The 21,088-nt window shown below is 43.6% G+C and carries 18 protein-coding genes and 7 tRNA genes; 22 read left to right on the top strand and 3 right to left on the bottom strand.

Annotated elements, in window-relative coordinates; genetic code table 11:
• The first annotated feature begins 2 nt into the window (after window positions 1-2).
• From Nant_RS03410 to Nant_RS03430, 5 genes are all read left to right on the top strand, one after another.
• Window positions 3-647, top strand: a complete 645-nt coding sequence (locus Nant_RS03410; RefSeq protein WP_054340345.1) for a TIGR04282 family arsenosugar biosynthesis glycosyltransferase — start codon at window positions 3-5, stop codon at window positions 645-647.
• Between the two features lie 275 nt (window positions 648-922).
• Window positions 923-2,008, top strand: a complete 1,086-nt coding sequence (locus Nant_RS03415) for an autoinducer 2-binding periplasmic protein LuxP (protein WP_054340236.1) — start codon at window positions 923-925, stop codon at window positions 2,006-2,008.
• On the top strand, window positions 2,005-3,714 hold the full coding sequence (locus Nant_RS03420; RefSeq protein WP_054340237.1) for an ATP-binding protein: 1,710 nt from the start codon (window positions 2,005-2,007) through the stop codon (window positions 3,712-3,714). Before Nant_RS03415 ends, Nant_RS03420 begins: the two co-directional genes overlap by 4 nt.
• A gap of 177 nt (window positions 3,715-3,891) precedes the next feature.
• Window positions 3,892-4,968 (top strand): YeeE/YedE family protein, encoded by a 1,077-nt coding sequence (locus Nant_RS03425; protein WP_054340238.1) that lies wholly within the window; start codon window positions 3,892-3,894, stop codon window positions 4,966-4,968.
• A gap of 81 nt (window positions 4,969-5,049) precedes the next feature.
• Window positions 5,050-5,322 (top strand): hypothetical protein, encoded by a 273-nt coding sequence (locus Nant_RS03430; protein ID WP_054340239.1) that lies wholly within the window; start codon window positions 5,050-5,052, stop codon window positions 5,320-5,322.
• 9 nt (window positions 5,323-5,331) lie between these two features.
• On the opposite strand, the gene Nant_RS03435 is transcribed toward Nant_RS03430, so the two are convergent.
• On the bottom strand, window positions 5,332-5,985 hold the full coding sequence (locus Nant_RS03435; RefSeq protein WP_054340240.1) for a glutathione S-transferase family protein: 654 nt from the start codon (window positions 5,983-5,985) through the stop codon (window positions 5,332-5,334).
• Window positions 5,986-6,412: 427 nt separating this feature from the next.
• Here Nant_RS03435 and Nant_RS03440 point away from each other — a divergent pair.
• The 8 genes from Nant_RS03440 (at window position 6,413) to Nant_RS03475 (ending at window position 11,296) form a co-directional block, all read left to right on the top strand.
• A tRNA-Glu gene (locus Nant_RS03440) sits at window positions 6,413-6,488 on the top strand.
• Window positions 6,489-6,541: 53 nt separating this feature from the next.
• Window positions 6,542-6,617 (top strand) — tRNA-Gly (locus tag Nant_RS03445).
• A gap of 52 nt (window positions 6,618-6,669) precedes the next feature.
• A tRNA-Glu gene (locus Nant_RS03450) sits at window positions 6,670-6,745 on the top strand.
• Between the two features lie 23 nt (window positions 6,746-6,768).
• A tRNA-Gly gene (locus tag Nant_RS03455) sits at window positions 6,769-6,844 on the top strand.
• A gap of 106 nt (window positions 6,845-6,950) precedes the next feature.
• Entirely contained in the window at window positions 6,951-10,865 is a 3,915-nt protein-coding gene (locus Nant_RS03460) for a DUF6701 domain-containing protein (RefSeq protein ID WP_054340241.1), read from the top strand.
• A gap of 98 nt (window positions 10,866-10,963) precedes the next feature.
• A tRNA-Glu gene (locus Nant_RS03465) sits at window positions 10,964-11,039 on the top strand.
• A 53-nt stretch (window positions 11,040-11,092) separates the two neighbouring features.
• A tRNA-Gly gene (locus tag Nant_RS03470) sits at window positions 11,093-11,168 on the top strand.
• Between the two features lie 52 nt (window positions 11,169-11,220).
• A tRNA-Glu gene (locus tag Nant_RS03475) sits at window positions 11,221-11,296 on the top strand.
• Between the two features lie 333 nt (window positions 11,297-11,629).
• On the opposite strand, the gene Nant_RS03480 is transcribed toward Nant_RS03475, so the two are convergent.
• Entirely contained in the window at window positions 11,630-12,031 is a 402-nt protein-coding gene (locus tag Nant_RS03480) for a PA2817 family protein (protein WP_054340242.1), read from the bottom strand.
• A gap of 134 nt (window positions 12,032-12,165) precedes the next feature.
• On the opposite strand from Nant_RS03480, the gene Nant_RS03485 reads away from it, so the two are divergent.
• Genes Nant_RS03485 through Nant_RS03505 form a run of 5 tightly spaced genes read left to right on the top strand, consistent with a single transcriptional unit; the run spans window position 12,166 to window position 15,788 of the window.
• Window positions 12,166-13,098: an ABC transporter ATP-binding protein gene (locus Nant_RS03485; RefSeq protein WP_054340243.1), complete on the top strand. Its 933-nt coding sequence runs from the start codon at window positions 12,166-12,168 to the stop codon at window positions 13,096-13,098.
• Window positions 13,095-13,868 (top strand): ABC transporter permease, encoded by a 774-nt coding sequence (locus tag Nant_RS03490; RefSeq protein WP_054340244.1) that lies wholly within the window; start codon window positions 13,095-13,097, stop codon window positions 13,866-13,868. The genes Nant_RS03485 and Nant_RS03490 overlap by 4 nt, the downstream gene beginning before the upstream one ends.
• Window positions 13,868-14,692 (top strand): NADPH-dependent 7-cyano-7-deazaguanine reductase QueF, encoded by an 825-nt coding sequence (queF, locus tag Nant_RS03495; RefSeq protein ID WP_054340245.1) that lies wholly within the window; start codon window positions 13,868-13,870, stop codon window positions 14,690-14,692. Before Nant_RS03490 ends, queF begins: the two co-directional genes overlap by 1 nt.
• Window positions 14,693-14,704: 12 nt before the next feature.
• Window positions 14,705-15,316, top strand: coding sequence for a nitroreductase family protein (locus Nant_RS03500; protein WP_054340246.1), 612 nt, complete (start codon window positions 14,705-14,707; stop codon window positions 15,314-15,316).
• Between the two features lie 4 nt (window positions 15,317-15,320).
• Window positions 15,321-15,788 carry a YiiD C-terminal domain-containing protein gene (locus tag Nant_RS03505; protein ID WP_054340247.1) on the top strand — a complete coding sequence of 156 codons (468 nt, stop codon included), beginning with the start codon at window positions 15,321-15,323 and terminating at the stop codon, window positions 15,786-15,788.
• Between the two features lie 64 nt (window positions 15,789-15,852).
• Here Nant_RS03505 and Nant_RS03510 read toward each other — a convergent pair whose 3' ends face one another.
• Window positions 15,853-16,413, bottom strand: a complete 561-nt coding sequence (locus Nant_RS03510; protein WP_054340248.1) for a peptidylprolyl isomerase — start codon at window positions 16,411-16,413, stop codon at window positions 15,853-15,855.
• Window positions 16,414-16,788: 375 nt separating this feature from the next.
• Between Nant_RS03510 and Nant_RS03515 the strand changes: the two genes are divergently transcribed.
• From Nant_RS03515 to Nant_RS03530, 4 genes are all read left to right on the top strand, one after another.
• Window positions 16,789-18,480 (top strand): methyl-accepting chemotaxis protein, encoded by a 1,692-nt coding sequence (locus Nant_RS03515; protein WP_054340249.1) that lies wholly within the window; start codon window positions 16,789-16,791, stop codon window positions 18,478-18,480.
• Between the two features lie 120 nt (window positions 18,481-18,600).
• Window positions 18,601-19,932, top strand: a complete 1,332-nt coding sequence (locus Nant_RS03520; protein ID WP_054340250.1) for a deoxyguanosinetriphosphate triphosphohydrolase — start codon at window positions 18,601-18,603, stop codon at window positions 19,930-19,932.
• A 10-nt stretch (window positions 19,933-19,942) separates the two neighbouring features.
• The gene (locus Nant_RS03525; protein WP_054340251.1) at window positions 19,943-20,317 is read left to right on the top strand and encodes a translation initiation factor Sui1; all 375 of its coding nucleotides are present in this window, start codon (window positions 19,943-19,945) and stop codon (window positions 20,315-20,317) included.
• A 5-nt stretch (window positions 20,318-20,322) separates the two neighbouring features.
• Complete coding sequence (locus Nant_RS03530; RefSeq protein ID WP_054340252.1) at window positions 20,323-21,072, top strand: retropepsin-like aspartic protease; 750 nt, start codon at window positions 20,323-20,325, stop codon at window positions 21,070-21,072.
• Window positions 21,073-21,088 lie beyond the last annotated feature (16 nt).

Raw genomic sequence — 21,088 nt, forward strand, 5'->3', positions numbered from 1 at the left:
GTATGAGCATGCCTTTAATTATCTTTGCTAAAGCGCCGAAGCCTGGTGCTGTTAAAACTCGTTTAATTCCAGCGTTGGGCGCAGAGGGTGCCGCGTGCTTATACGAACGTCTTTTAGAGCATACGATTCAGCAGGCGGTTAGCTCTGCGTGTTTTCCTGTGTATCTTTATACCCCTGATGGCCTTGATCATCCCTTTATTCAGAAAATGCTGTCTCAATATTTGTTGATTCATCGACATCAGCAGGGTGCTGATTTGGGCGAGCGAATGTGTAAAGCTCTCTCGGAATGTGAGCATGGCGCTCTTTTGATTGGCAGTGATTGCCCTGCTATTAATATGGATATGCTGGAGCGTTGCAGCTATGCGCTTAATACTCATGAAGCCGTTTTTTTACCGGCGGTAGATGGTGGATATACGCTGGTGGGTCTTAAACAGGCTGATATAGATCTTCGTGATGCAGGCGTTGAGATGCCGTACTACAGGCTATTTGAAGGTATTGAATGGAGTACCGATCAGGTAATGGAGCAGACACGCGAACGCCTGGAGCAGTTATCAATCAGCTGGGTGGAACCTGCAGTATTGTGGGATGTTGATCAGCCTGAAGACCTGAAAAGGCTGGCTCAGCAGTTTCCTGAGCTCTTTCCTTAGATCGTTCCTTAGTTCGTTCCTTCGTTATTTTTTAGCTGTATTTAAAGTCCCTGCCAGTAGCACAGGGATTTTAGGTGTCCTTTATGTATAACCTCATGTTTATCTGATCTCATTTGTTTTTTATAAAGCATTAAATTGTTATCTTATGTAATGAAATTCTGCTAATTTTCAACACTGCGGTATGCTTTGGCTAGGGTTCAGCTAATATTAAGTTATGGTTAATTTGGAAATTAGCTGTGTTTTAATCTTTCTTAGTTAATATGATGAGCTTAAATATGGATATGAAGCCTCTTAAAACAGTGCGCGTTTCTCTTCTGAGATTATTGAATAGTCTCTTTCTTGGCACCTTATTTTTTGTTACCTCCTATACGTGGGCTAGTCGGCATGCTGTTGATGATGAGGGTTTTGCATCGTTGATTGATCAGGTCTCACTATTTTCGCCGGTGAATCAAGAAAAACAGGTCAAAATAGCGATTGTTTACCCTGGGTTACAATCGTCAGACTATTGGCAACGCAGTATCTCTGCACTAAAAGGTCGGCTTGATGATCTCGGTGTGAAGTATGTGCTCGACATTCGTTTTTCAAAACCTCATATCGAGCAAGCTCTACAGGAAGAGCAGATTATAGAAATGCTGGAGCTCGCCCCGGATTATCTTGTATACACCATCGATTCGATTCGCCAGCAACGCATGGTTGAAGCTTTATTACAAAGAGGTAAGCCTAAGTTAATTATTCAAAATTTAACACGCCCAATTGCTGATTGGTACGATATACAGCCCTTGATATATATCGGTTTTGATCATGTGGAGGGGGCGCAAAAGTTAGCAAAGCATTTCATGAAGCGTTTCCCCGAAAATACCCAATATGGGATTATCTTCTGGGGTGAAGGTGTTGTCAGTGATCAGCGAGGTCTGACTTTCGAACGTGAAATAGGTAACTATCATCAATTAAAAACAAGTTATTTTGCAGTCGATCCTTTGCAGGCTAAGCGTGCAGTTTTAGCCATGCTTAATGATTATCCCGATCTTAAATATATTTACGTCTGTGCGACCGGTGCTGCGTTAGGTGCAATTGACGCATTACAAGAGTTAGGTCGATCAGATGTAGATATTAATGGTTGGGGTGGAGGCCAGGCAGAACTGGATGCGTTTCAGAAAGGGCAGTTAGATGTAGTGCTGATGAGGATGAATGACCAAAATGGAATAGCCATGGCTGAAGCAATCAGATTGGATATGCAGGGGTGGTCGATACCAAACGTTTACGCGGGCGATTTTCGTCTGCTAACTCAGGGAATGGAAACTGATATTGTTGAAAAGTTGATCAAAGAAGCTTTTGTTTATTCAGGAGACAGTGCGAAATGATGTTACGGTTTCGCACGCTCACGTTTCTTCTTTTTCTTATTACCTTGTGCGGTTTTCTTTCCGTTTTTGCTTTAAATGCTTATCAGTCCATAGGTCGGATTTTACAAGATGAAACCTTAGCATCGTTATCTCAGAGTTCAGATGCTATTCAACATGAACTTAATACTCATCTTCGATTGATTGATCAGGAGTTAAGAAATCTGACGGCCTTGCCAGCGTTGCAGCAAGAAATGGAAAATGGTTCGGAGGCTGCACTGCGTCAATTGATAATGGAAGTTGATCATTCTAATTCAATGCAGCGATATCAATTTATTATTTTAAGCTCGCTCGATAACAAACAATGTTATGTGTTTAAAAGTCGTTTAAGTAATCTGGGACCAGAAGCCTGTAGTCATATCTATAAAAACTATACTAATGCTATCAGTCAGGAATGGAATGTTTTTCGTAATGGCGCGCAAGTACTGTTGGCTAAAGATTACCTTGTAACTGATAGTCATCAAAAAGTCATAGGACGAATGATAGGTGGGATAAAGCTGTCTGATAATGCGTTTTTATTGAACCAATTAGCGAACCGCGCAGTGGTTAATATTGATGGTATTCGATTGTCATTTACCGGTATTGAAATTAGTGAATACCATCAATTCCCCAAGGTTGTCGAACAGAACTACTCCTGGTTACGAAACAACGTTACTGAAAAGTACATAAAGTCTTTGTATCAATTTGGTCCGGACTTGCAGCTAGAACTCACATCATCTGAACAGAATGTTCACTCACTTGCTATCCAGTTAATGAAATTGCTGCTAGTGGGTGCACTTATTGGTTTGCTGGTCAGTGCGGGGGTTGCTGCATTGTTATCCTGCGCACTTGATAAACAGTTACAAAAATTGATGCATTATATTCGTGATCTCGTCCGGGATGGAAAAGACGTAGGGTGGAAGCAAGGGGCAATCCAGGAATTTAATCTCATAGGTAAAGAAATTTATGTCATTGTCGACGAGTTGTTTAAACGTCGATCTGAGCTTAAAAACACTAATGTGATAATTGAGAGAACGCTGCAGGAAAAACGTGCAATTTTACATCAATTAATTAAAAGTCAGGAGCAAGAAAGGAATCACCTTGCTCAGGAACTTCATGATGAATTAGGCCAGTTATTAACAGCGGTCAGAATCGAAACAGTTCTCCTTGAATACCAGGTTGGTTTAAGTAGTCCGGCATTAGTTCATAGTTCGAAAATTAAACAGTTGGTCTCTGATATGTATGCAACTGTATATGGTCGAATCATGTCTCTGCGGCCTGTGGAACTCGATGATATGGGCTTATGCCGATCTATTCAGCAAATTCCAACGTTAAATAGTTTGCGGCAAACCGGTGTAAAGGTGTCGTTGGATATTGACGACGTAATCATGCCTCAAGGAACGGATATTCATCTTTATCGAATAGTACAGGAAGCATTAACGAATACCATGAAGCATGCGTTGGCAACGGAGGTGGCTGTTTCATTGTATTGTGACGAAGACCAAATAGTGTTGAGTATTACTGATAACGGACAAGGGTTGAATCAGTCAAAGGATCAAACAGTGGAGCAAGGAGGGTTTGGTCTTTTAGGTATTAAAGAGCGTTGTGAGTATATGGGAGCAACGTTAACGATTGAGTCAGAGAATGGGCTGAGTTTACGGATAATATTACCGCGGGGAAGCGCCGTATAAAGCATTAGATTGGTTGTTTTTTGATCTATAGCAACGCGTTTGTATTTAATTTTCCTTATTATTAACGATTGGAATTAGGCTTCTCTTAGGAGAAGTCTTTTTTGTCAGTACATTTTTATATTCTAATTAGTTATATCCTTATTGGTTATATTTTCATTCTTATGTGAGGCTGTCAGTGTGGATTTTGAATTTCTTATCTCTCTGTTTGGTGAGGCAGGTGCGACGGCTTTTGGTGGTTTAGTATTGGGCGTTTTATTTGGCGTCTTTGCTCAAAAAAGCCAGTTTTGTTTACGTGCAGCCGTCGTGGAATTTGCCAGAGGCAATATAGGTAAAAAAGTAGCGATTTGGCTACTCACGTTTTCTGCTGCAGTAGGAGGGACGCAGATACTTATTACGATGGGTGAGTTAGATATTTCCGATTCAAGAATGCTGGCTAGCTACGGCAGTTTGTCGGGAGCGATTGCCGGTGGTTTACTGTTTGGCGTAGGGATGATTTTGGCGCGAGGTTGTGGATCCCGGCTCTTAGTATTGGCCGCGACAGGAAACCTGCGTGCATTGTTTTCGGGGTTGCTGTTTGCAGCAGTGGCACAGGCATCGTTGCGAGGAGTTTTGGCGCCTATCCGTGATAGCGTTGCCGGGGCGTGGCTGCTGCATAATGATGGTGGCTTGGAGCTGATTTCATTTTTGGGTTGGGGTTCTTATACAGGCATTTATCTAGGCGCTGTCTGTATGGTCATTGCCATATTTTATGGTATCAAAAATCGTTTAACGCCGTGGGCTTGGATCGGGTCTATTGGCGTGGGTAGCATGGTTGTCGGCGGGTGGTGGTTTACCTATAGCTTATCCTATCAGACTTTCGAGCTTACGCAGGTTGAAAGTATGACCTTTACAGGGCCCTCCGCTGATACTTTGATGTACCTTTTAATGCCGAGCGGCGCTGCTCTGGATTTTGATGTAGGTCTGGTACCGGGTGTTTTTTTAGGGTCTTTTTTAGCAGCATTGCTTTCTCGCGAGTTGAAGTTACAGGGGTTTCAGGACGGGCAGGGCATGATTCGTTATATCATCGGAGCATCGTTTATGGGAATGGGAGGCATGCTGGCAGGCGGTTGCGCCGTAGGAGCAGGGTTGACCGGTGGTTCTGCGTTTTCTATTACTGCCTGGATCGCATTGGCGTCTATGTGGGCGGGAGCGGCCATTACGGATGCATTGGTAGATAGGGAGTGGAAGGTAAATCAGGATGTCAGCGTAAATTAGATACCGTGAAATGGACGTCAGGTAAGGTTAAGTATTCAAGCATTAGTCTTATTGCTTACATCATGGAAGATGGAGTGAAAAATGCGTCAGTTTTTAGCAGTGTTATTATTACTTATAGCAAATCAGGCGTATGCATTACGCTTACCTAACGGGCAGCTTTTATCATCGGGTGATGAGCTTTCTAAAGTATACGAGAATCTGGGAAAGCCCATTATGAAGTATAAAGCCAAAACCCGATGTGGGTCGGGTGGTATCTGTTCGGTCACACGCATGGTATATCGTTTTGATGGCCGCAAATGGTTTATTGATATGCGTAGCGGCCAGATCATGAATATTGAATGGACCTATCGTTAGTCGTCCGAACTAGCTGCCTAATATTTTCCTGAGAATGGCTTTTTCAGACGTCAGAATTTTTTCAACAGCTAGTTTCTGTTTAAAGTTTTTGTAAAATAGCGAGAGTTTTGGCCATTCCTGTTCAGGAACGGTTTCACCCGCATGTTCATAGGATATTAGCTGGCTGGCGATGGCGATATCAGCGAGGGTTAATCTGTCGGCTACAAAATAATTGCCCTGCAATTGTGACTCAAGATAATCAAAGTGAGGGGGGAGCTTGTCATGAACGGCTTTGTGTATGGCTTCTTCATCGGGTTGTTGTCCCGCTATTCTGGATAAAATTCGTTGGCTAAATGCTGTGAATGTGGTGTGTGGTGCGAGTTCATAATCGGCATATTTTTCAAACCATTCGCAACGAGCTTTGAGAAAGAAATCGTCTGGGATGAGGGCGTGATCAGGGTATGTCGCTTCCAAAAAATGAGCAATCACCGCTGAATCTGCCAGAGTATGCTCACCTAGTGTAAGAGCAGGTATCCGTTTTAATGGGTTAAATTGCTCGTAGCCTTCGGGAGTCGCGTACGGAACAATCATTTTAGAATCATATTCAATCCCTTTTAATGCCAGCAATAATCTGACTTTACGAACAAAGGGAGAGAGTGGTGCGCCGTAGAGTACTGGCTTCATAGTAAGCGACCTTTTTCTGCGTGGGTGAATTAATATTGCTTGTCGATTAAGTAATAATATAGCTTAAGGCGTCTCCTTGTCTTTATGCAGAGATGTTGGTCGGGAATAAAAGCGTGATTGATTACTTTATGTGCCAGAAGAGAGCAAAACTATCGTTGCACAGAGGGGTGTGTACGTCGCTCGCATTTAATCAATAGGCGTTTTTTTGCTGATTTTCTAGACTCTGAATAATAAAGGCGCAGCGGCCAAAATAGCAGTTGTTGCGATGATGATAAAACTTGTTTGTGATGGGGACATGCGAGTGCTATCTCTTGAATAATGAAGTAATTGATTTCATAGGAAAAGTATTCCAAAAAAATGCTTGACGTAAAAGCATGCTAGGAATATTATACGCCCCGCATTTGAAGTAAAGATTGAATGTTTTAGCGTCCCATTCGTCTAGTGGTCTAGGACACCGCCCTTTCACGGCGGTAACAGGGGTTCAAACCCCCTATGGGACGCCAATTATTCTGATAATTGATATTGAAGTTAATATTAATAGTTATCAGGTAATGTTGCGGGAATAGCTCAGTTGGTAGAGCACGACCTTGCCAAGGTCGGGGTCGCGAGTTCGAATCTCGTTTCCCGCTCCATATTTACAAGCACAAGTTATAACAATACTTTTTCTAAAAGTATTTGCGATATGTCCCATTCGTCTAGTGGTCTAGGACACCGCCCTTTCACGGCGGTAACAGGGGTTCAAACCCCCTATGGGACGCCATCACTTTCTAACAGAAAGTATCAGCGGGAATAGCTCAGTTGGTAGAGCACGACCTTGCCAAGGTCGGGGTCGCGAGTTCGAATCTCGTTTCCCGCTCCAATAAACATTAGCAAACATCTATATACTTAATCCATATTTGTGTATCTTGTGACTTAGTCGTTATTGTTGCCCTTGTGGGTGCCATCGATAGGCACGGATGCAGCTCATGAAATATTTTTTATTCGCTTTCCTCAGTTTTGTTATTTTTTTCTCTTTAAGCGCGCATGCTGAAAATATGTGTTCTGACGCCTCGAGTTCCGCTTCGTCGGGTAATCTGTATGATTCTGGTGGTAGTGGGAACAAGTACTCGGAGCATGAAGACTGTACTTTTTTAATTCAGCCTGCTGGCGCATCTAGCATAACGCTTACGTTTTCTGATTTTAAACTCAAGAATAAGAAGGATTTTGTGTACTTGTATAACGGTACAAGTACAGGCTCTCCTCTAATCGCTGCTTTGACAGGTAACAGCGCAGGCGTTTATACGGTTAGTTCAGGTGCTATGCTGGTGCGTTTTACAAGTGAGAAAAAAGATAAGGGTTTTTCCGCAACCTGGGCAGCAAATATCCCGACTCCAAGCACGCCTGTAGTTCAGGCTGCATGGTATTTTGATGAAAATAAATGGGCTGCAGTTTCTGGTGAAGTTCTGGACTCAAGTGGAAATAATTACCACGGGGTAGCAAGTGAGCCGATGACTAACTCTACTGACGGAGTTGTCTGTAATTCAGCAGATTTTCGTGATGACGGTACAAGTGATTATGTGTCTTTAAATAGTAGTGCTCTTAACGGCCTTAATGATTTTTCCGTCTCTGTCTGGGGGAAATTAGATTCTACGCGTAGAGGAGCGCAAACGATTTTCTCTGCGGCCTCTAGTTCGGATAAAAATGGTGTGTTGATGTTTTTTTCCAGCACCAGTTCTTTGAGTTTCTATTTTCGAAATACGGTAGTGGCCTCTTTTTCGTTGACTGCAATTAGTGATGATCTTTGGCATCATTATGTCTGGGCGCGCAAAGAGGGGAAGCACTGTTTATTTCTTGATGGCGAGAGTCAGGGCTGCAAGACGTCATCTGATGCCGGTGCTGTAAGTATTGATCCTGGCGGGTTGATTATTGGCCAGGAGCAAGATTCTGTGGGTGGTAGATTTGATGGTTCACAGGATTGGGAGGGGTTGGTTGACGAGCTTATGGTCTTTGGGAGCGAACTTAGTGCTGCCCAAGTCTCTATTATTTATGATAATCAGGCAGCAGGTAAAAACTATGATGGCACAAGTCGTCGTTGTGATCTTCCCTCGCCCGTAGTCGACTATCGTTTTGATAGTTGTAATTGGACTGATGCACAAAATGTTATAGATAGCAGCCCTAATCATCTGGATGCTTATGCGGTTAATGGTGTGTTGTCGACTGTTGGTGGGCAGGTGTGTGGTCTGGCCCGGTTTGATAGCGCCAATGATTACGTTAGGTTATCGGATTCGGGCTCACAGCAAAGCCCTGTTGATTTGCCGGATACGCTTACGGCGATGGCATGGGTTTATTTAAAAAACACACCCTCTGGATTGAAAAGCATCCTTTCTAAAGATACTAATTACGAGTTTCATATAGACAGTAATCGGCAGGTTAATTGGTGGTGGCGCGATTCCGATAATAGCGCTCACAGTTTTTCTTCTGGTACTCAGATCGCTCTGAATCAATGGCATCACGTGGCTATTGTTTATCAATCGGGTCTTCAGATTATTTATGTCGATGGTGCGGAGGCTGCGCGCCAAACATTTACAGGTGCTCTGCTGACTAATAATAATGATCTGCAAATAGGGCAGGATCAGGGTATCCAATCACGTTTTTTTGATGGCGATATTGACGAGGTTAAAATTTTTAGTATTGCCTTGACGCTTTTTGAAATTGAAGATATTTACGATAATGAGAAGGCTGGCCTGAATTATGACGGTGAGCCGCGGTCATGTGCTTGTGTTGAGCCCGTCGCTGTCGATCACTATGCTATTACTCATGATCTTTTCTTGGTTAGCTGTATGGTCGGAGATGTTACTTTTACTGCACACGATAAAGATCATCGTTCTGTAAATGCCGGCAGTGCGCAGCTCCAAATCTCGACTTCTACCAACAAAGGTGAGTGGTCATTGGTTGATGGTGCGTTTGGTGATTTAAATAACGCAGGGTCTGGGAGGGCGACTTATCAGTTTGGAGAGAATGAAAGCACGGTTACATTACGTTTCTCCTACCCTGATTTGGCTTCTGATCCTGAGCTGGTTAATTTTAACGTCTTTGATGGATTCTCCTCAGATAAACGCGTCTCTTCTGATGTAGAGGATAGAGATTTATCAGTTTCTGACTCGGGTTTGGTTTTCACTATTCCCGACACTGAGTCGTGTCAGTCATCGGCGACTGTGAGCGTACGTGCGGTTAAAAAATCTGACAACTCCTTGGGTTGCAGTAGGGCAGTGGCGGGCGATCGGACGGTTAATTTCTATAGTCAGTATATTGCTCCGGAAACAGGCACCCACGTCCCGGTAATTACTTCTCAAGGTGAGGATTATACTCTGGCAACAAATGCTTCTGGTACCGCTGTTACGATGTCCTTTAGTGATCAGGGCGAAGCAAGCATGAAGGTGAGGTATTCGGATGCAGGTTTGATTGGTTTACATGCTTCGCTAGTCACTGACGCGAAAACATTAACGGGCTTTGGCTCGTTTGTAGCGTACCCGGCGCAGTTAAAAGGGACAGCGGCAGCGAAAAGTCCAGCAGGGGATGTAATGACGTTAGGTAATTCAGACGTATCTGGAGGGGCTGTGTGGGCCTCCGCTAGACCTTTCTCTCTGGGTGTTGCCGGGCAATGCGCGGACGGTTCCGTTACGCCTAATTATCAACCGTCAAATGCAGAGTTGGGTGCTACTTTAAATGCGCCGACGACAGACGCGACAGGTGGTCTGTTATCTATGTCATCAGGAACTAATATTATTGTAAGTGATGCCGTGGGTTGGGTTGGTATATCGGCAGGTTTTAGCGACGGTGTTTTTCAGGATTCTGCAGCAAAATATTCGGAAGTGGGAATTATAAATCTCTATGCCAGAGATGCTGATTTTTATGGGCATAATATTACGCAGTCAATCATGCCTATTGGTCGGTTTATTCCCTGGTTTTTTAAGGTAGCGGCGAATACGCCAGCATGGAGTTCACATTGTCCTTCAGGAGATTTTTCATACTTAGATGAAAAGATTGAATACCAAACCCCGCCTGAGTTGACTGTTTCTGCCTACAACGCTGCAGGAAATAAAGTGAATAATTATGGTAATGATTTCTGGAAGTTATCGCCTCAGCGTGCTTCCCGATTTTATACAGATCAAGCTGCAGCAGGGGTAGCTGCTGTGTTAGTAGTAAGCCCGGTTAATGCGTCGATGGACAAGTGGGGTGGGACAGAGTCTGACTATGATGGTGTTGCTATTAATACACTGTCAGGTGATACCATTATGTACAGTCGAATTGGATTAGAAGCCCCGTTTTATGGATTTACTGATCTGACGTTTACTAGCGCTGATCTTACTGATGAAGATGGCGTGTGTTATCGCGTTGATTCAGATGGTGATGGAGATTGGTTGGATGAAAGCTGCGAAAAATTTACTATCGTTAATATTCCAACAAAGGAGTTGCGCTTTGGGCGTTTGGGTTTAGTGGGTGCTTATGGTCCGGAAACAGAGGCTTTACCTGTTCCCTTGTTAGATGAATATTATAATGGGTCAGGTTTTGTAACGAATACAAGTGATAGCTGTAGTGCTTGGTTAATAACACCTGAAGTGTCGTTGTCGGATATAGATGGCACATTAGTGGCATCTGGTCAGACGGTCGCTTCCTATGCTTATCCTGCTGCTGATTTTAGGGGGGACGTGGGGATGACGATGAGTTCTCCCGGAGTGGGGAATATAGGTGTGGTGAGGGTTGATGTTAATCTGACTCGATTGCCCTATTTTTACTTCGACTGGGACGGTGATGGTAGTTACGATGATGAACCATCGGCTAATATCGTGTTCGGTCAGTATCGTAACCATGATAAAGTGATATTTCAGCGTCAGTGGTGATAATTATTCTTGACATAGGTCCTTGGAATCAATAAGATTTGCGCCTCTTCAGTGAGGTGTGATTTTGCTGAGGAGTTTCAAGTAGTAATTGTAAATTAGTCCCATTCGTCTAGTGGTCTAGGACACCGCCCTTTCACGGCGGTAACAGGGGTTCAAACCCCCTATGGGACGCCAATTATTCTGATGATTGATATTGAAGTTAATATTAATAGTTATCGGGTAATGTTGCGGGAATAGCTCAGTTGGTAGAGCACGACCTTGCCAAGGTCGGGGTCGCGAGTTCGAATCTCGTTTCCCGCTCCAAATTTACAAATAAGGTTATAACAATATTTTTTTCTGAAAATATTGATGATATGTCCCATTCGTCTAGTGGTCTAGGACACCGCCCTTTCACGGCGGTAACAGGGGTTCAAACCCCCTATGGGACGCCACCACATGTGTATACTGTTCAGGTATATTGCTAATGCAATCATCTGTCGTCTGGATAATCAGTTTATTCATGTGTACTTTCTAGCCGATAAGCATTCAGCGCACCATCCTTTCGTTAAATCATTTTTAGCAATATGTCCTTGCCCATTACGTATAATCGTTCTGTTTGCGGCGCAGTGTCTGAGAAAGCTTAAGCTTTCCATTCAAAAAAGACTGCTGCGTGTATAAAATATACCAAGTACCATTGGTTATATGGGTGACGATACTTGTCTCTTATCGAGAGGCTAATGTCCCCGAATGTTAACGGTTGAAAATGGGTCGATTAGCCTGTTGATTTAATGAAGCAATCCTAATGCCATTGCTCTTTCACGAGAATATTCAAAAGCGTCGCCTTTGGCTTCAGCCGCATAGCGTTTTTCATCAAGTTCCTGAAACGTCTGAAGCTCATCATCGGGCATGAAATGTAAACACTCTCCTCCGAAGAAAAACAGTAAATCTCTGGGCATGAGAGGAGCAAGTTCTGGGTAGGCACGAATCCACCCTGTCATTAGCGCCTGCCCGCTTTCTATATAACTTGCCTGAACGTCTGTCGTTTCAGAAATGAGTTCGTTAAAGCGTTGTAAAAATTCACTGTCCTGCGCCGACATTTCATCCTGGCAAAAAGGTGAAAATTGCAAAATGTGGTTATAAGTTTGCTTGAGTAACTCTATATGAAATTGATGGTAACTATTATGCATCGGGGATAACTCTCATCGGGGATAACTCTGTTGCTTTTATCAGGCGGGTAATTTTACCTGATACAATAGCACATAGGTTGAAAATATCTCATCTACCACATAGCGATTGGTTTCAATTAACAGGATACAGAATAATGGCAACGGCGTTATCGATCAAAGATTTGAGTAAAGTCTATGGAAATGATTTCGAGGCTCTCAAGGGTGTTTCGTTTGATGTTCAGCAAGGTGATTTTTTTGCTCTACTCGGACCTAATGGTGCCGGTAAATCGACGACTTTGGGTATTGTGTCCTCTTTGATTAATAAAACCAGTGGATCTGTTGAGATTTTTGGTTTTGATCTTGAAAAGGATAAGGCTGCCGCAAAGCGTAGCTTGGGTGTTGTACCCCAAGAATTTAATTTCAATATGTTTGAAAAAGTCGGAGATATTTTACGTACCCAAGCAGGTTATTATGGTATCCCGGCAGGCATCGCAAAGCAGCGTTCGGAGTATTATTTAAAAAAACTGGGGCTGTGGGATAAGCGGAATGATAGTGCGCGGATGCTGTCCGGCGGTATGAAAAGACGTTTAATGATTGCGCGGGCTCTGGTTCACGAACCTAAACTACTGATTCTTGATGAGCCGACAGCGGGTGTCGATATTGAGTTGCGACGCTCAATGTGGGCTTTCCTGCAAGAGATCAATAAAGCCGGTACCACCATTATTCTAACCACTCACTATCTGGAAGAAGCCGAAAGTTTGTGCCGCAATATTGCGATCATTGATCATGGATCGATCATTCATAACACCTCGATGAAATCTTTATTACAGCAGATGAATACCGAAACGTTTATTTTCGATGTGCAGCCTGCTCAAACGGCAGATATCGTGTTTGAAGGCTACACGGCACATCTTGAAGATCCGAATACATTGGTTGTCGATGTCGAAAAAAACAAGGGGATTAACGAACTGTTCATTCAGCTGGAAGCGAAGCAGATTAAAGTAACCAGTATGCGTAATAAATCCAATCGACTGGAGGAGCTTTTTGTTGCCATGGTTGAAAAGAATTTGGGGAATAAAGAAGTATGAGTCATCGTGAATTATGGGTTGCATTCGTTACTATTGTTACTAAAGAAATACGTCGTTTTACGCGGATATGGGCTCAAACCTTATTGCCACCAGCGATCACTATGACCCTGTATTTCATCATTTTTGGTAATTTGATTGGTAGTAGAATTGGTGAAATGGGTGGCTTCAACTATATGGAGTTTATCGTTCCTGGCCTTATAATGATGTCGGTCATCACTAATTCTTATGGAAACGTGGTGTCGTCCTTTTTCAGCACAAAATACCAGCACAGTATTGAAGAGCTACTGGTATCACCTACGCCTAATTGGATCATTTTATCGGGGTATGTGTTGGGCGGTGTTGCCCGTGGTTTGGCGGTAGGTTTTGTCGTCACCTTGTTGTCATTGTTCTTTACCAAGTTGCAGGTGCACAGTGTTGGAGTAACGGTTGCGACTGTTGTTATGACTTCCGTGTTGTTCGCCCTGGGTGGTTTTATCAATGCGATCTATGCCAATTCGTTTGATGATATATCAATAATCCCTACCTTTATTCTGACACCCTTGACCTATTTGGGCGGAGTCTTTTACTCGATTCAGCTTTTGCCTGAATTCTGGCAGAGTGTTTCTCATCTGAACCCCGTGCTCTATATGGTTAATACTTTCCGATTTGGCATTCTGGGTGTGAGTGATATCAACGTCGGTTTCGCGTTTGGGGTCATCATACTGTTTACGGTAGCCTTATTCTCATTCGCATTAAGATTATTGAATACAGGCAAGGGGATTCGGCAATAATGAGTGAGCAGAAGGTACTTGATCAATCACCCTTAGGCAGTGATACCGCCTATGTAAACCAGTATGATCCGGGTTTGCTTTTTCCCATACAGCGTGATCTTAATTGGCAAAAACGTGGCGTGGAGCGAGAGGATTTACCGTTTCAGGGAACAGACATCTGGAATGGCTATGAAGTTTCCTGGATCAACCTTAAAGGTAAGCCTGTTGTCCGCATCGCTGCTTTTTTTATACCCGCCAGTTCCAAAAATATTATCGAGTCAAAGTCGTTTAAGTTATATCTTAATTCGTTCAATTTAAGCCAGTTTGAAAGCGAAGACAGCGTTAAACAGTTAATGCAAAAAGACCTGTCTGATATTGCGGGAGGGGAGGTCAGAGTCGAGTTTTATCACCCAGACCGGATGCCGGACCTAAGCCGATTTGATGGTGAGTGTCTGGATGAACTGGATATCAGCGTAGAGCACTACCAGCCAGAGCCTGGGTTATTACAAGTAGGCGAGCGGCAAGTAGAGCAGGCGCTGTACAGTCATCTACTAAAATCAAACTGTCCTGTGACAGGCCAACCTGACTGGGCATCGATTCAGATTACTTATTCCGGTCTGGAAATTAATCAGGAAGGTTTACTAAAATACCTGATTTCTTATCGTGAACATGGTGATTTCCACGAACAATGCGTTGAAAATATATTTATGGATATTTGGCAGCGTTGCCATCCTGAATCACTCACCGTCTATGCGAGATATGTGCGACGCGGTGGTTTGGATATCAACCCAATACGTAGTAGTGAGCCTGTTACCGCTATTAATTTTCGCCTTAGCCGCCAGTAGGAAGAAATATTGATGAATGCCATTGAAATGTTGCATAACCGTGTATCTGCCCCCGTGCTTATGGCTCCCGCGCCTAGCCCCGAGCAATTAGATGTTATGTTCCGGGCCGCCTTAAGAGCGCCGGATCATGCCGGACTTCGGCCTTGGCGGTTTTTGGTTATTGAGGGTGAAGCGCGTGAACATCTGGGTGATCTGTTTGTTAAAGCTATGCGTGCAAAAGAGTTGGAACTAACAGATGAAAGCGCGGGTAAGCTACGAAAAAAACCGTTGCGTGCGCCGATGATTATTGTTGCTGTTGCTAAAATACAGCAGCATCCAAAAGTACCCGAAATTGAGCAGGTCATTACAGCAGGCTGCGCTACACAGGCTTTGTTGCAGGGTGCTTATGCTCAGGGGCTTGGCGCTATGTGGAGAACCGGTGAAATGACATTTGATCCTGTCGTAAAAGCAGGATTAGGATTACAGGCGCATGAGCAGGTGGTTGGATTTATTTATCTGGGAACGACCAAACGCATGCGGCAGATCTCTGATAGTAAGCTAGAGAGTGATCTTGAGAGTATCGTTTCTGATTGGCAGGGCGTAGCGTCGAATAACGTAGAGACGAATCAGGTAAGTAGTGAGTAACCTAATGACAACCTCCCAAGATCCCGTTGCTTTTCTATGCTGGCTTAAGACTCAGATTCCATTACTTAATCATATGGGGTTGGGCGATCTTAAGTTTGATGGCCATAAACTTATGCTGCCGGCGGTATTAGCCCCCAATATCAATGATAAGGGAACAGGATTTGGTGGGTCATTAGCGACCCTGGCTACTATTTCAGGTTGGTGTCTGACCACGCTTCTTCTGAAAGACCAAATGCTCGATTGTGATGTGATGATCAGGGATTGTGAAATTCGCTATCTTGCGCCAGTAACGGGTGATTTTCATGCTGAGGTTGTAGTGCCATCCTCTAATGATGTAGAAGGTTTTGTTTCGCGTTTAAGAGATAAGGGGCGTGCACGTCTTACCTTAGAGGTTGTTGTTATTCAGAACGGTAACAAAGCGTTGGTGATGCAGGGTAATTATGTGGCGATAGAGCGTAAAGTACAGGGTTAGACGAAACTGCTCACTTTGCAATAATTAATCAAAGTGAGCAGTTAAAAAATAAGGGTATGTTAGTTTAAAGGCGTTTGGCACTCAGTATAAGAATAGGCTCGATAGGTACGTCTCTATGGCCTGAACTCATGCCCGTCTTTGTTTTTGCCATTGAGTCCACAATATCCATACCTTCCGTCACCTCACCAAAAACGGTATAGCCCGCGCGGTTGCCAACTTGATTCAAGCTCAGATTATCAACGAGATTGATGAAAAACTGACTCGTAGCACTGTCAGGTGCCTGTGTTCTTGCCATGGCGATAGTCCCGCGCTTATTACTTAATCCGTTAGCTGATTCGTTTATGATAGGTTCATGATTTTGTTTTTTTGACATTTGCTTCGTAAACCCTCCGCCCTGAACCATGAATCCACTAATGACGCGGTGAAATTGCGTATCAATGTAAAAATCTTCATCGATATATTGTAGGAAGTTTTTTACAGTCACTGGAGATTCTTCTGCAAATAACTCAAGCGTGATGTTGCCCATTGAAGTTTCAAAAGATACTTTCGGATTGTCGGCTAAGCACATAGAGCTAAAAAAAATCACAGTGCTAATTAATAAGAGTTTTTTGATTTGAGCGAACATAATGTCATCTATCCATTCTGATTCGAGAAAGGGTATCAGTTTAAGGTAAATAAGCTCTGTAGAGTAGACGTGATAAAGCTGCTCCCACAAAATTGCATGTTAATGCATGTGTTTTCAATTTTATTGACTAGACTCTTGTTAGAAATACATTTTATATGCTTCGTATCAAGGCGTTTGCCGCCTATTAAGCTTTCGTTTAGAGGCAATCTTTTGGTTTATAGAGTAAGCCTAAGTGTTTATTATTATAACTATTATGGAAAAGTCAGTACGTATGCTGCTTTTATCTTGGAGTGGGCAGGTGTTTATGCGCTAAACAATGGAGTTGGTTTTAACATAGCTATAAAAAATAACCATGTAAGTTGAGGTTTTCAACATATGAGTAAATTAACGCTTAAACATAAAATGCTATTGCTAACAATCATTCCCTTAATTGTGGCTATTTTGGTTGTCATGCTGGTCGTAAAAATAAAATTGGTAGAAATGGGTGAGCAGGAAGTTACTCATATTCGTACCAGCATGATGCTGTCCAAGCAAGAAACAGCAAAAAATTATATAGATCTTGCGTTAACTGCAGTGCAGCCGATTGTTGATCGTGCGTCAGGCGCTGATGATAAGGACGCAAAGGAAAAAGCGGCAGAAATTTTACGATCATTGGCCTATGGCGAGAAAAATGATGGTTATGTTTTTGTCTACGACTATTCAGGCACTGGTGTTGCTATGAGAGTCAAAGTTTCAATGGAAGGTGAAAACTATATTGCTCTGAAAGATGTTAATGGCGTCAGTATTATTAAAGAGCTAATCGGTCAAGCACAGCAAGGCGGTGGTTATCTGACTTATACATGGAATAAACCGTCTAAGAATGCGGATGTTAAAAAATTAAGTTACGCCGCCGGCATTTCTAAGTTTGGTTGGATGGTAGGCACCGGTTTTTATATTGATGATATTGATGATGCTATTGCGGCAGCTCAGCTGCGTGTCCAGTCTGAGCTTGCTAAAACTCAGCTTATCATTGCAGGAGTAGGCTTGGTATTACTCCTTCTTGTTATCATGATTTCATTGTATATTGCGGGAAAAGTGACCCAGCCATTACGTGATACAGCGGCAGCCCTAATCGATATTAGCCGGGGTAAAGGTGATTTGACCCGTCGTTTGAGTGTGATGTCACAGGATGAGGTGGGGCAGGTTTCGCAAGGTTTTAACGATTTTGTGGATAAGATCCAACACTTAGTGATCGATTTAAAAACAGGCATAGAAGACCTATCTAATTCTACCCAGCAAATGAATAGTGTCGTCAATAAAACCCATATGGATGTTCAGAAGCAGCGGGATGAAACTGCTCAGGCGGCAGCAGCCGTTCATGAGATGGCCGCTGCTGCACAAGAAGTTGCGGGTAATGCAGTGGGTGCGGCGACGGCTGCACAGGAAGCGGATAATGAAACGGTCAGTGGACAAAAAGTTGTTGAAGAAACAATTAGCTCCATTAAGGCATTGTCTGATGAAGTGAATCGTGCCTCTGATGTGATTGCTCAGCTGGATCTCGATGCCGATAAAATTGGCACCGTTGTGAACGTTATTAAAGAAATAGCAGGTCAGACTAACTTGCTGGCGCTGAATGCCGCCATTGAGGCGGCACGTGCGGGTGAATATGGCCGTGGTTTCTCTGTGGTTGCGGATGAGGTGCGGACATTAGCCAACCGTACACAGCAGAGTACCCAGGAAATTCAGAGTATGATTGAGCGCTTACAGGTAGGTGCCCGAGAAGCCGTGGGCGTTATGGATACCAGTAAAGCGCAGGGTGTCGCTACGGTAGGGCGAGCAGCCAAAGCCAGTGATTCATTGCGTATCATTACGGGTTCAGTCAGCACCATCACGCAAATGAACACACAAATTGCCAGTGCTGCTGAGGAGCAAACCGCAGTGGCTGATGAAATTAGCCAGAATGTTCAGCAGATAGCCGATATTGCTGAGCATTCAGCAACTAATGCTGATGCTTTGTCACAAACCACACAGGAGATGTCTGCGTTAGAGCAGCGCCTGAAAGTAATCGTTAACCAATTCAAAGTGTAGCTTCTTGTAGATACTTTTTGTAAGAGCCTTTCTATGATTTAGAATGCCGGTGGTGTGCTGACGCGCTACCGGCATTTTTGTGTCACACTGGATAATCAATTGATAAACACAGGACGTATTATGATGATGCAGTGGGATAAACTGCTTACCGTAAAACGATATGGGCATGAGTCAATGGTGTCGCCGGAAGCCGGTAGAAGCCATTTCCATAAAGACCATGATCGTATTGTTTTTTCAAGTGCGTTCAGACGGTTAGGGCGCAAAACACAAGTCCACCCGTTGGTGCTAAATGATCATATACACACACGCCTGACGCATTCCATTGAAGTGGGGAGCGTCGGTCGGACTTTGGGTATTCGAGTCGGAGAATTACTGGCGTCCACGTTGCCTGAATGGGTGAATCCTCATGATATTGGCATGATCGTTCAGTCGGCATGTCTGGCTCATGATATTGGTAATCCCCCGTTTGGTCACGCGGGCGAATATGCGATACGGGACTGGTTTAAACAAGCCCGTGATGCAGAATTTCTGACTTCATTATCTCCGCTCGAACGTTTGGATCTGGAAACGTTTGAAGGTAATGCGCAAGGATTTCGAGTGGTTACCTGTATCGAAAATCATCTTTATGATGGTGGCCTTCGGTTAACATATCCTACCTTGGGAACATTACTTAAATACCCCTGGACCGCTGAGCATGCGACTGAAAAAGGTAAATTCAGTTGTTATTTGACAGAAATAGAAACATTGGAGAAGTTAGGTCAGGAGTTAGGTTTGGTTTCACAGGGCGAGGGTGGCAATCATTGGAGCCGCCATCCATTAGCTTATCTGATGGAAGCCGCCGATGATATTTGCTATGCCATCCTTGATCTGGAAGATGCCATTGAACTGAATATCCTTACATTTGAAGCCATCAAGCCGATTTTGTTACAACTCTGTGGAAATTTGGATTTTGAAGATGATATTTTCTATAGTCAGGCTTCTGCACGCCGCAAAATATCAGCGTTACGCGGCAAGGCGATGGAAAATATGGTTAATTCAGCGGTCGCTGCTTTTATGAAGCACTACGAAGATATTATGACAGGTCAGTATCAGGGCGAACTACTGCGGGATGGAGATATAGGCGTAAAGGAAGGCTTGCACGCCGCTAAAACTCTGGCTAAAACAAAAATATTTCCTGATACCCGTAAAACTGAATTGGAAGTGGGTGCCTATAGTTGTCTGGGAATTTTGTTAGACGCATTCTGTCATGCCGTCTATGAGCAATATCAGAAACAAAGCTGTGAAGGTTTAAGTTATCGTAGTGAGAAAATTATTAGTTTAATGGGTATTCATGCGCCAGATCCACGTTGGCCGTTGTATCATGCTTATATGCGCGCCTTGGACTTTATCAGTGGCATGACAGACAACTACGCTGCCTATCTGGCCAGACAGATTGGTGGTTTATCACGTTAGGATCCAACACATGGCTTCACTAAACGATCAATTAAGTCGGCTGGTCTATTCAACGCAAGCGGGGGATATCTGTCCTGCATGCCGACAAGCTAAAAACGAATGCTGCTGTCAGGAAAATTCTGATCAAGAGCGTATTGCTTCTTTAGATGGAATTATACGAATTCGTCGGGAAACATCCGGGAGAAAAGGTAAAGGTGTCACGACCGTTTCAGGTGTGCCACTTGCTGAAGCGGAATTGAAAAAATTGTTGAAACAATTAAAACAGCATTGTGGTACGGGTGGTGCGCTGAAGGATGGCGTCATCGAGATTCAGGGAGATCATAGGGACACCATTAAGGGGCTACTTGAGAAATTGAAGTATAAGGTTAAATTGGCAGGAGGCTAAGCCAAGTGGCGAAGAAAAAATGTGTACGCTGTCAGCAGATCAGAATGGTGGCGATTTTTGTCAGTATGATCGCCATTTTACTGTTGTTAATGATGGCTAAGTCGCACGCTGAAATTTATAAATATACGGATGATAGCGGCAAGCAAATATTTGTTGGCAGTATGAGCCAGGTGCCTCAGAAGTATCAGCTCCAGATTGAGCTTCAGGCCCCTTCTGACGAAGTAAGTAACTCCAGTCATTTCTCCGAGAAAAACAAAAAAGCATCCGCATCTTTAAAGGCTCATTCAACACTAAAACGTTTAGAACGCGCGCTAGTACAGATGGAAACGCCGGTCACTATTCTAAAAAATCAGGTTTTAGTCCCCGTCAGCCTGACTTATCATGGAAAAAATGCACATGTGAACATGCTGATGGATACCGGCGCCACCAATACGGTGTTTCATCGGGATGCATTGGCGCGGCTTGATACGACGAGTCAGGCCGCCGGCTATGCACGAGTCGCTGGCGGCAGTGTGATCAAGGTTAGTAGTATTGAGTTTGACCGAATCAAGGTTGGCCCTTTTCAGGTCAAAAACATACGTTCTTTTGTGATCGATAATAAAGCAGGCGATACAGCTTTTGATGGTCTGTTGGGTATGGATTTTCTGATGAACGTTAAGTACGAATTGAATCCAGAGCGAAAAGTAATTATCTGGAATCCGGCGCGTTATAAGGCGATGGAAGCTCTATTGAAAGAGATGCAATCCACGCCCTGAGTTGTCAGTGAATTAA

Source organism: Neptunomonas antarctica, assembly GCF_001305295.1.
Lineage (GTDB): Bacteria > Pseudomonadota > Gammaproteobacteria > Pseudomonadales > Balneatricaceae > Neptunomonas > Neptunomonas antarctica.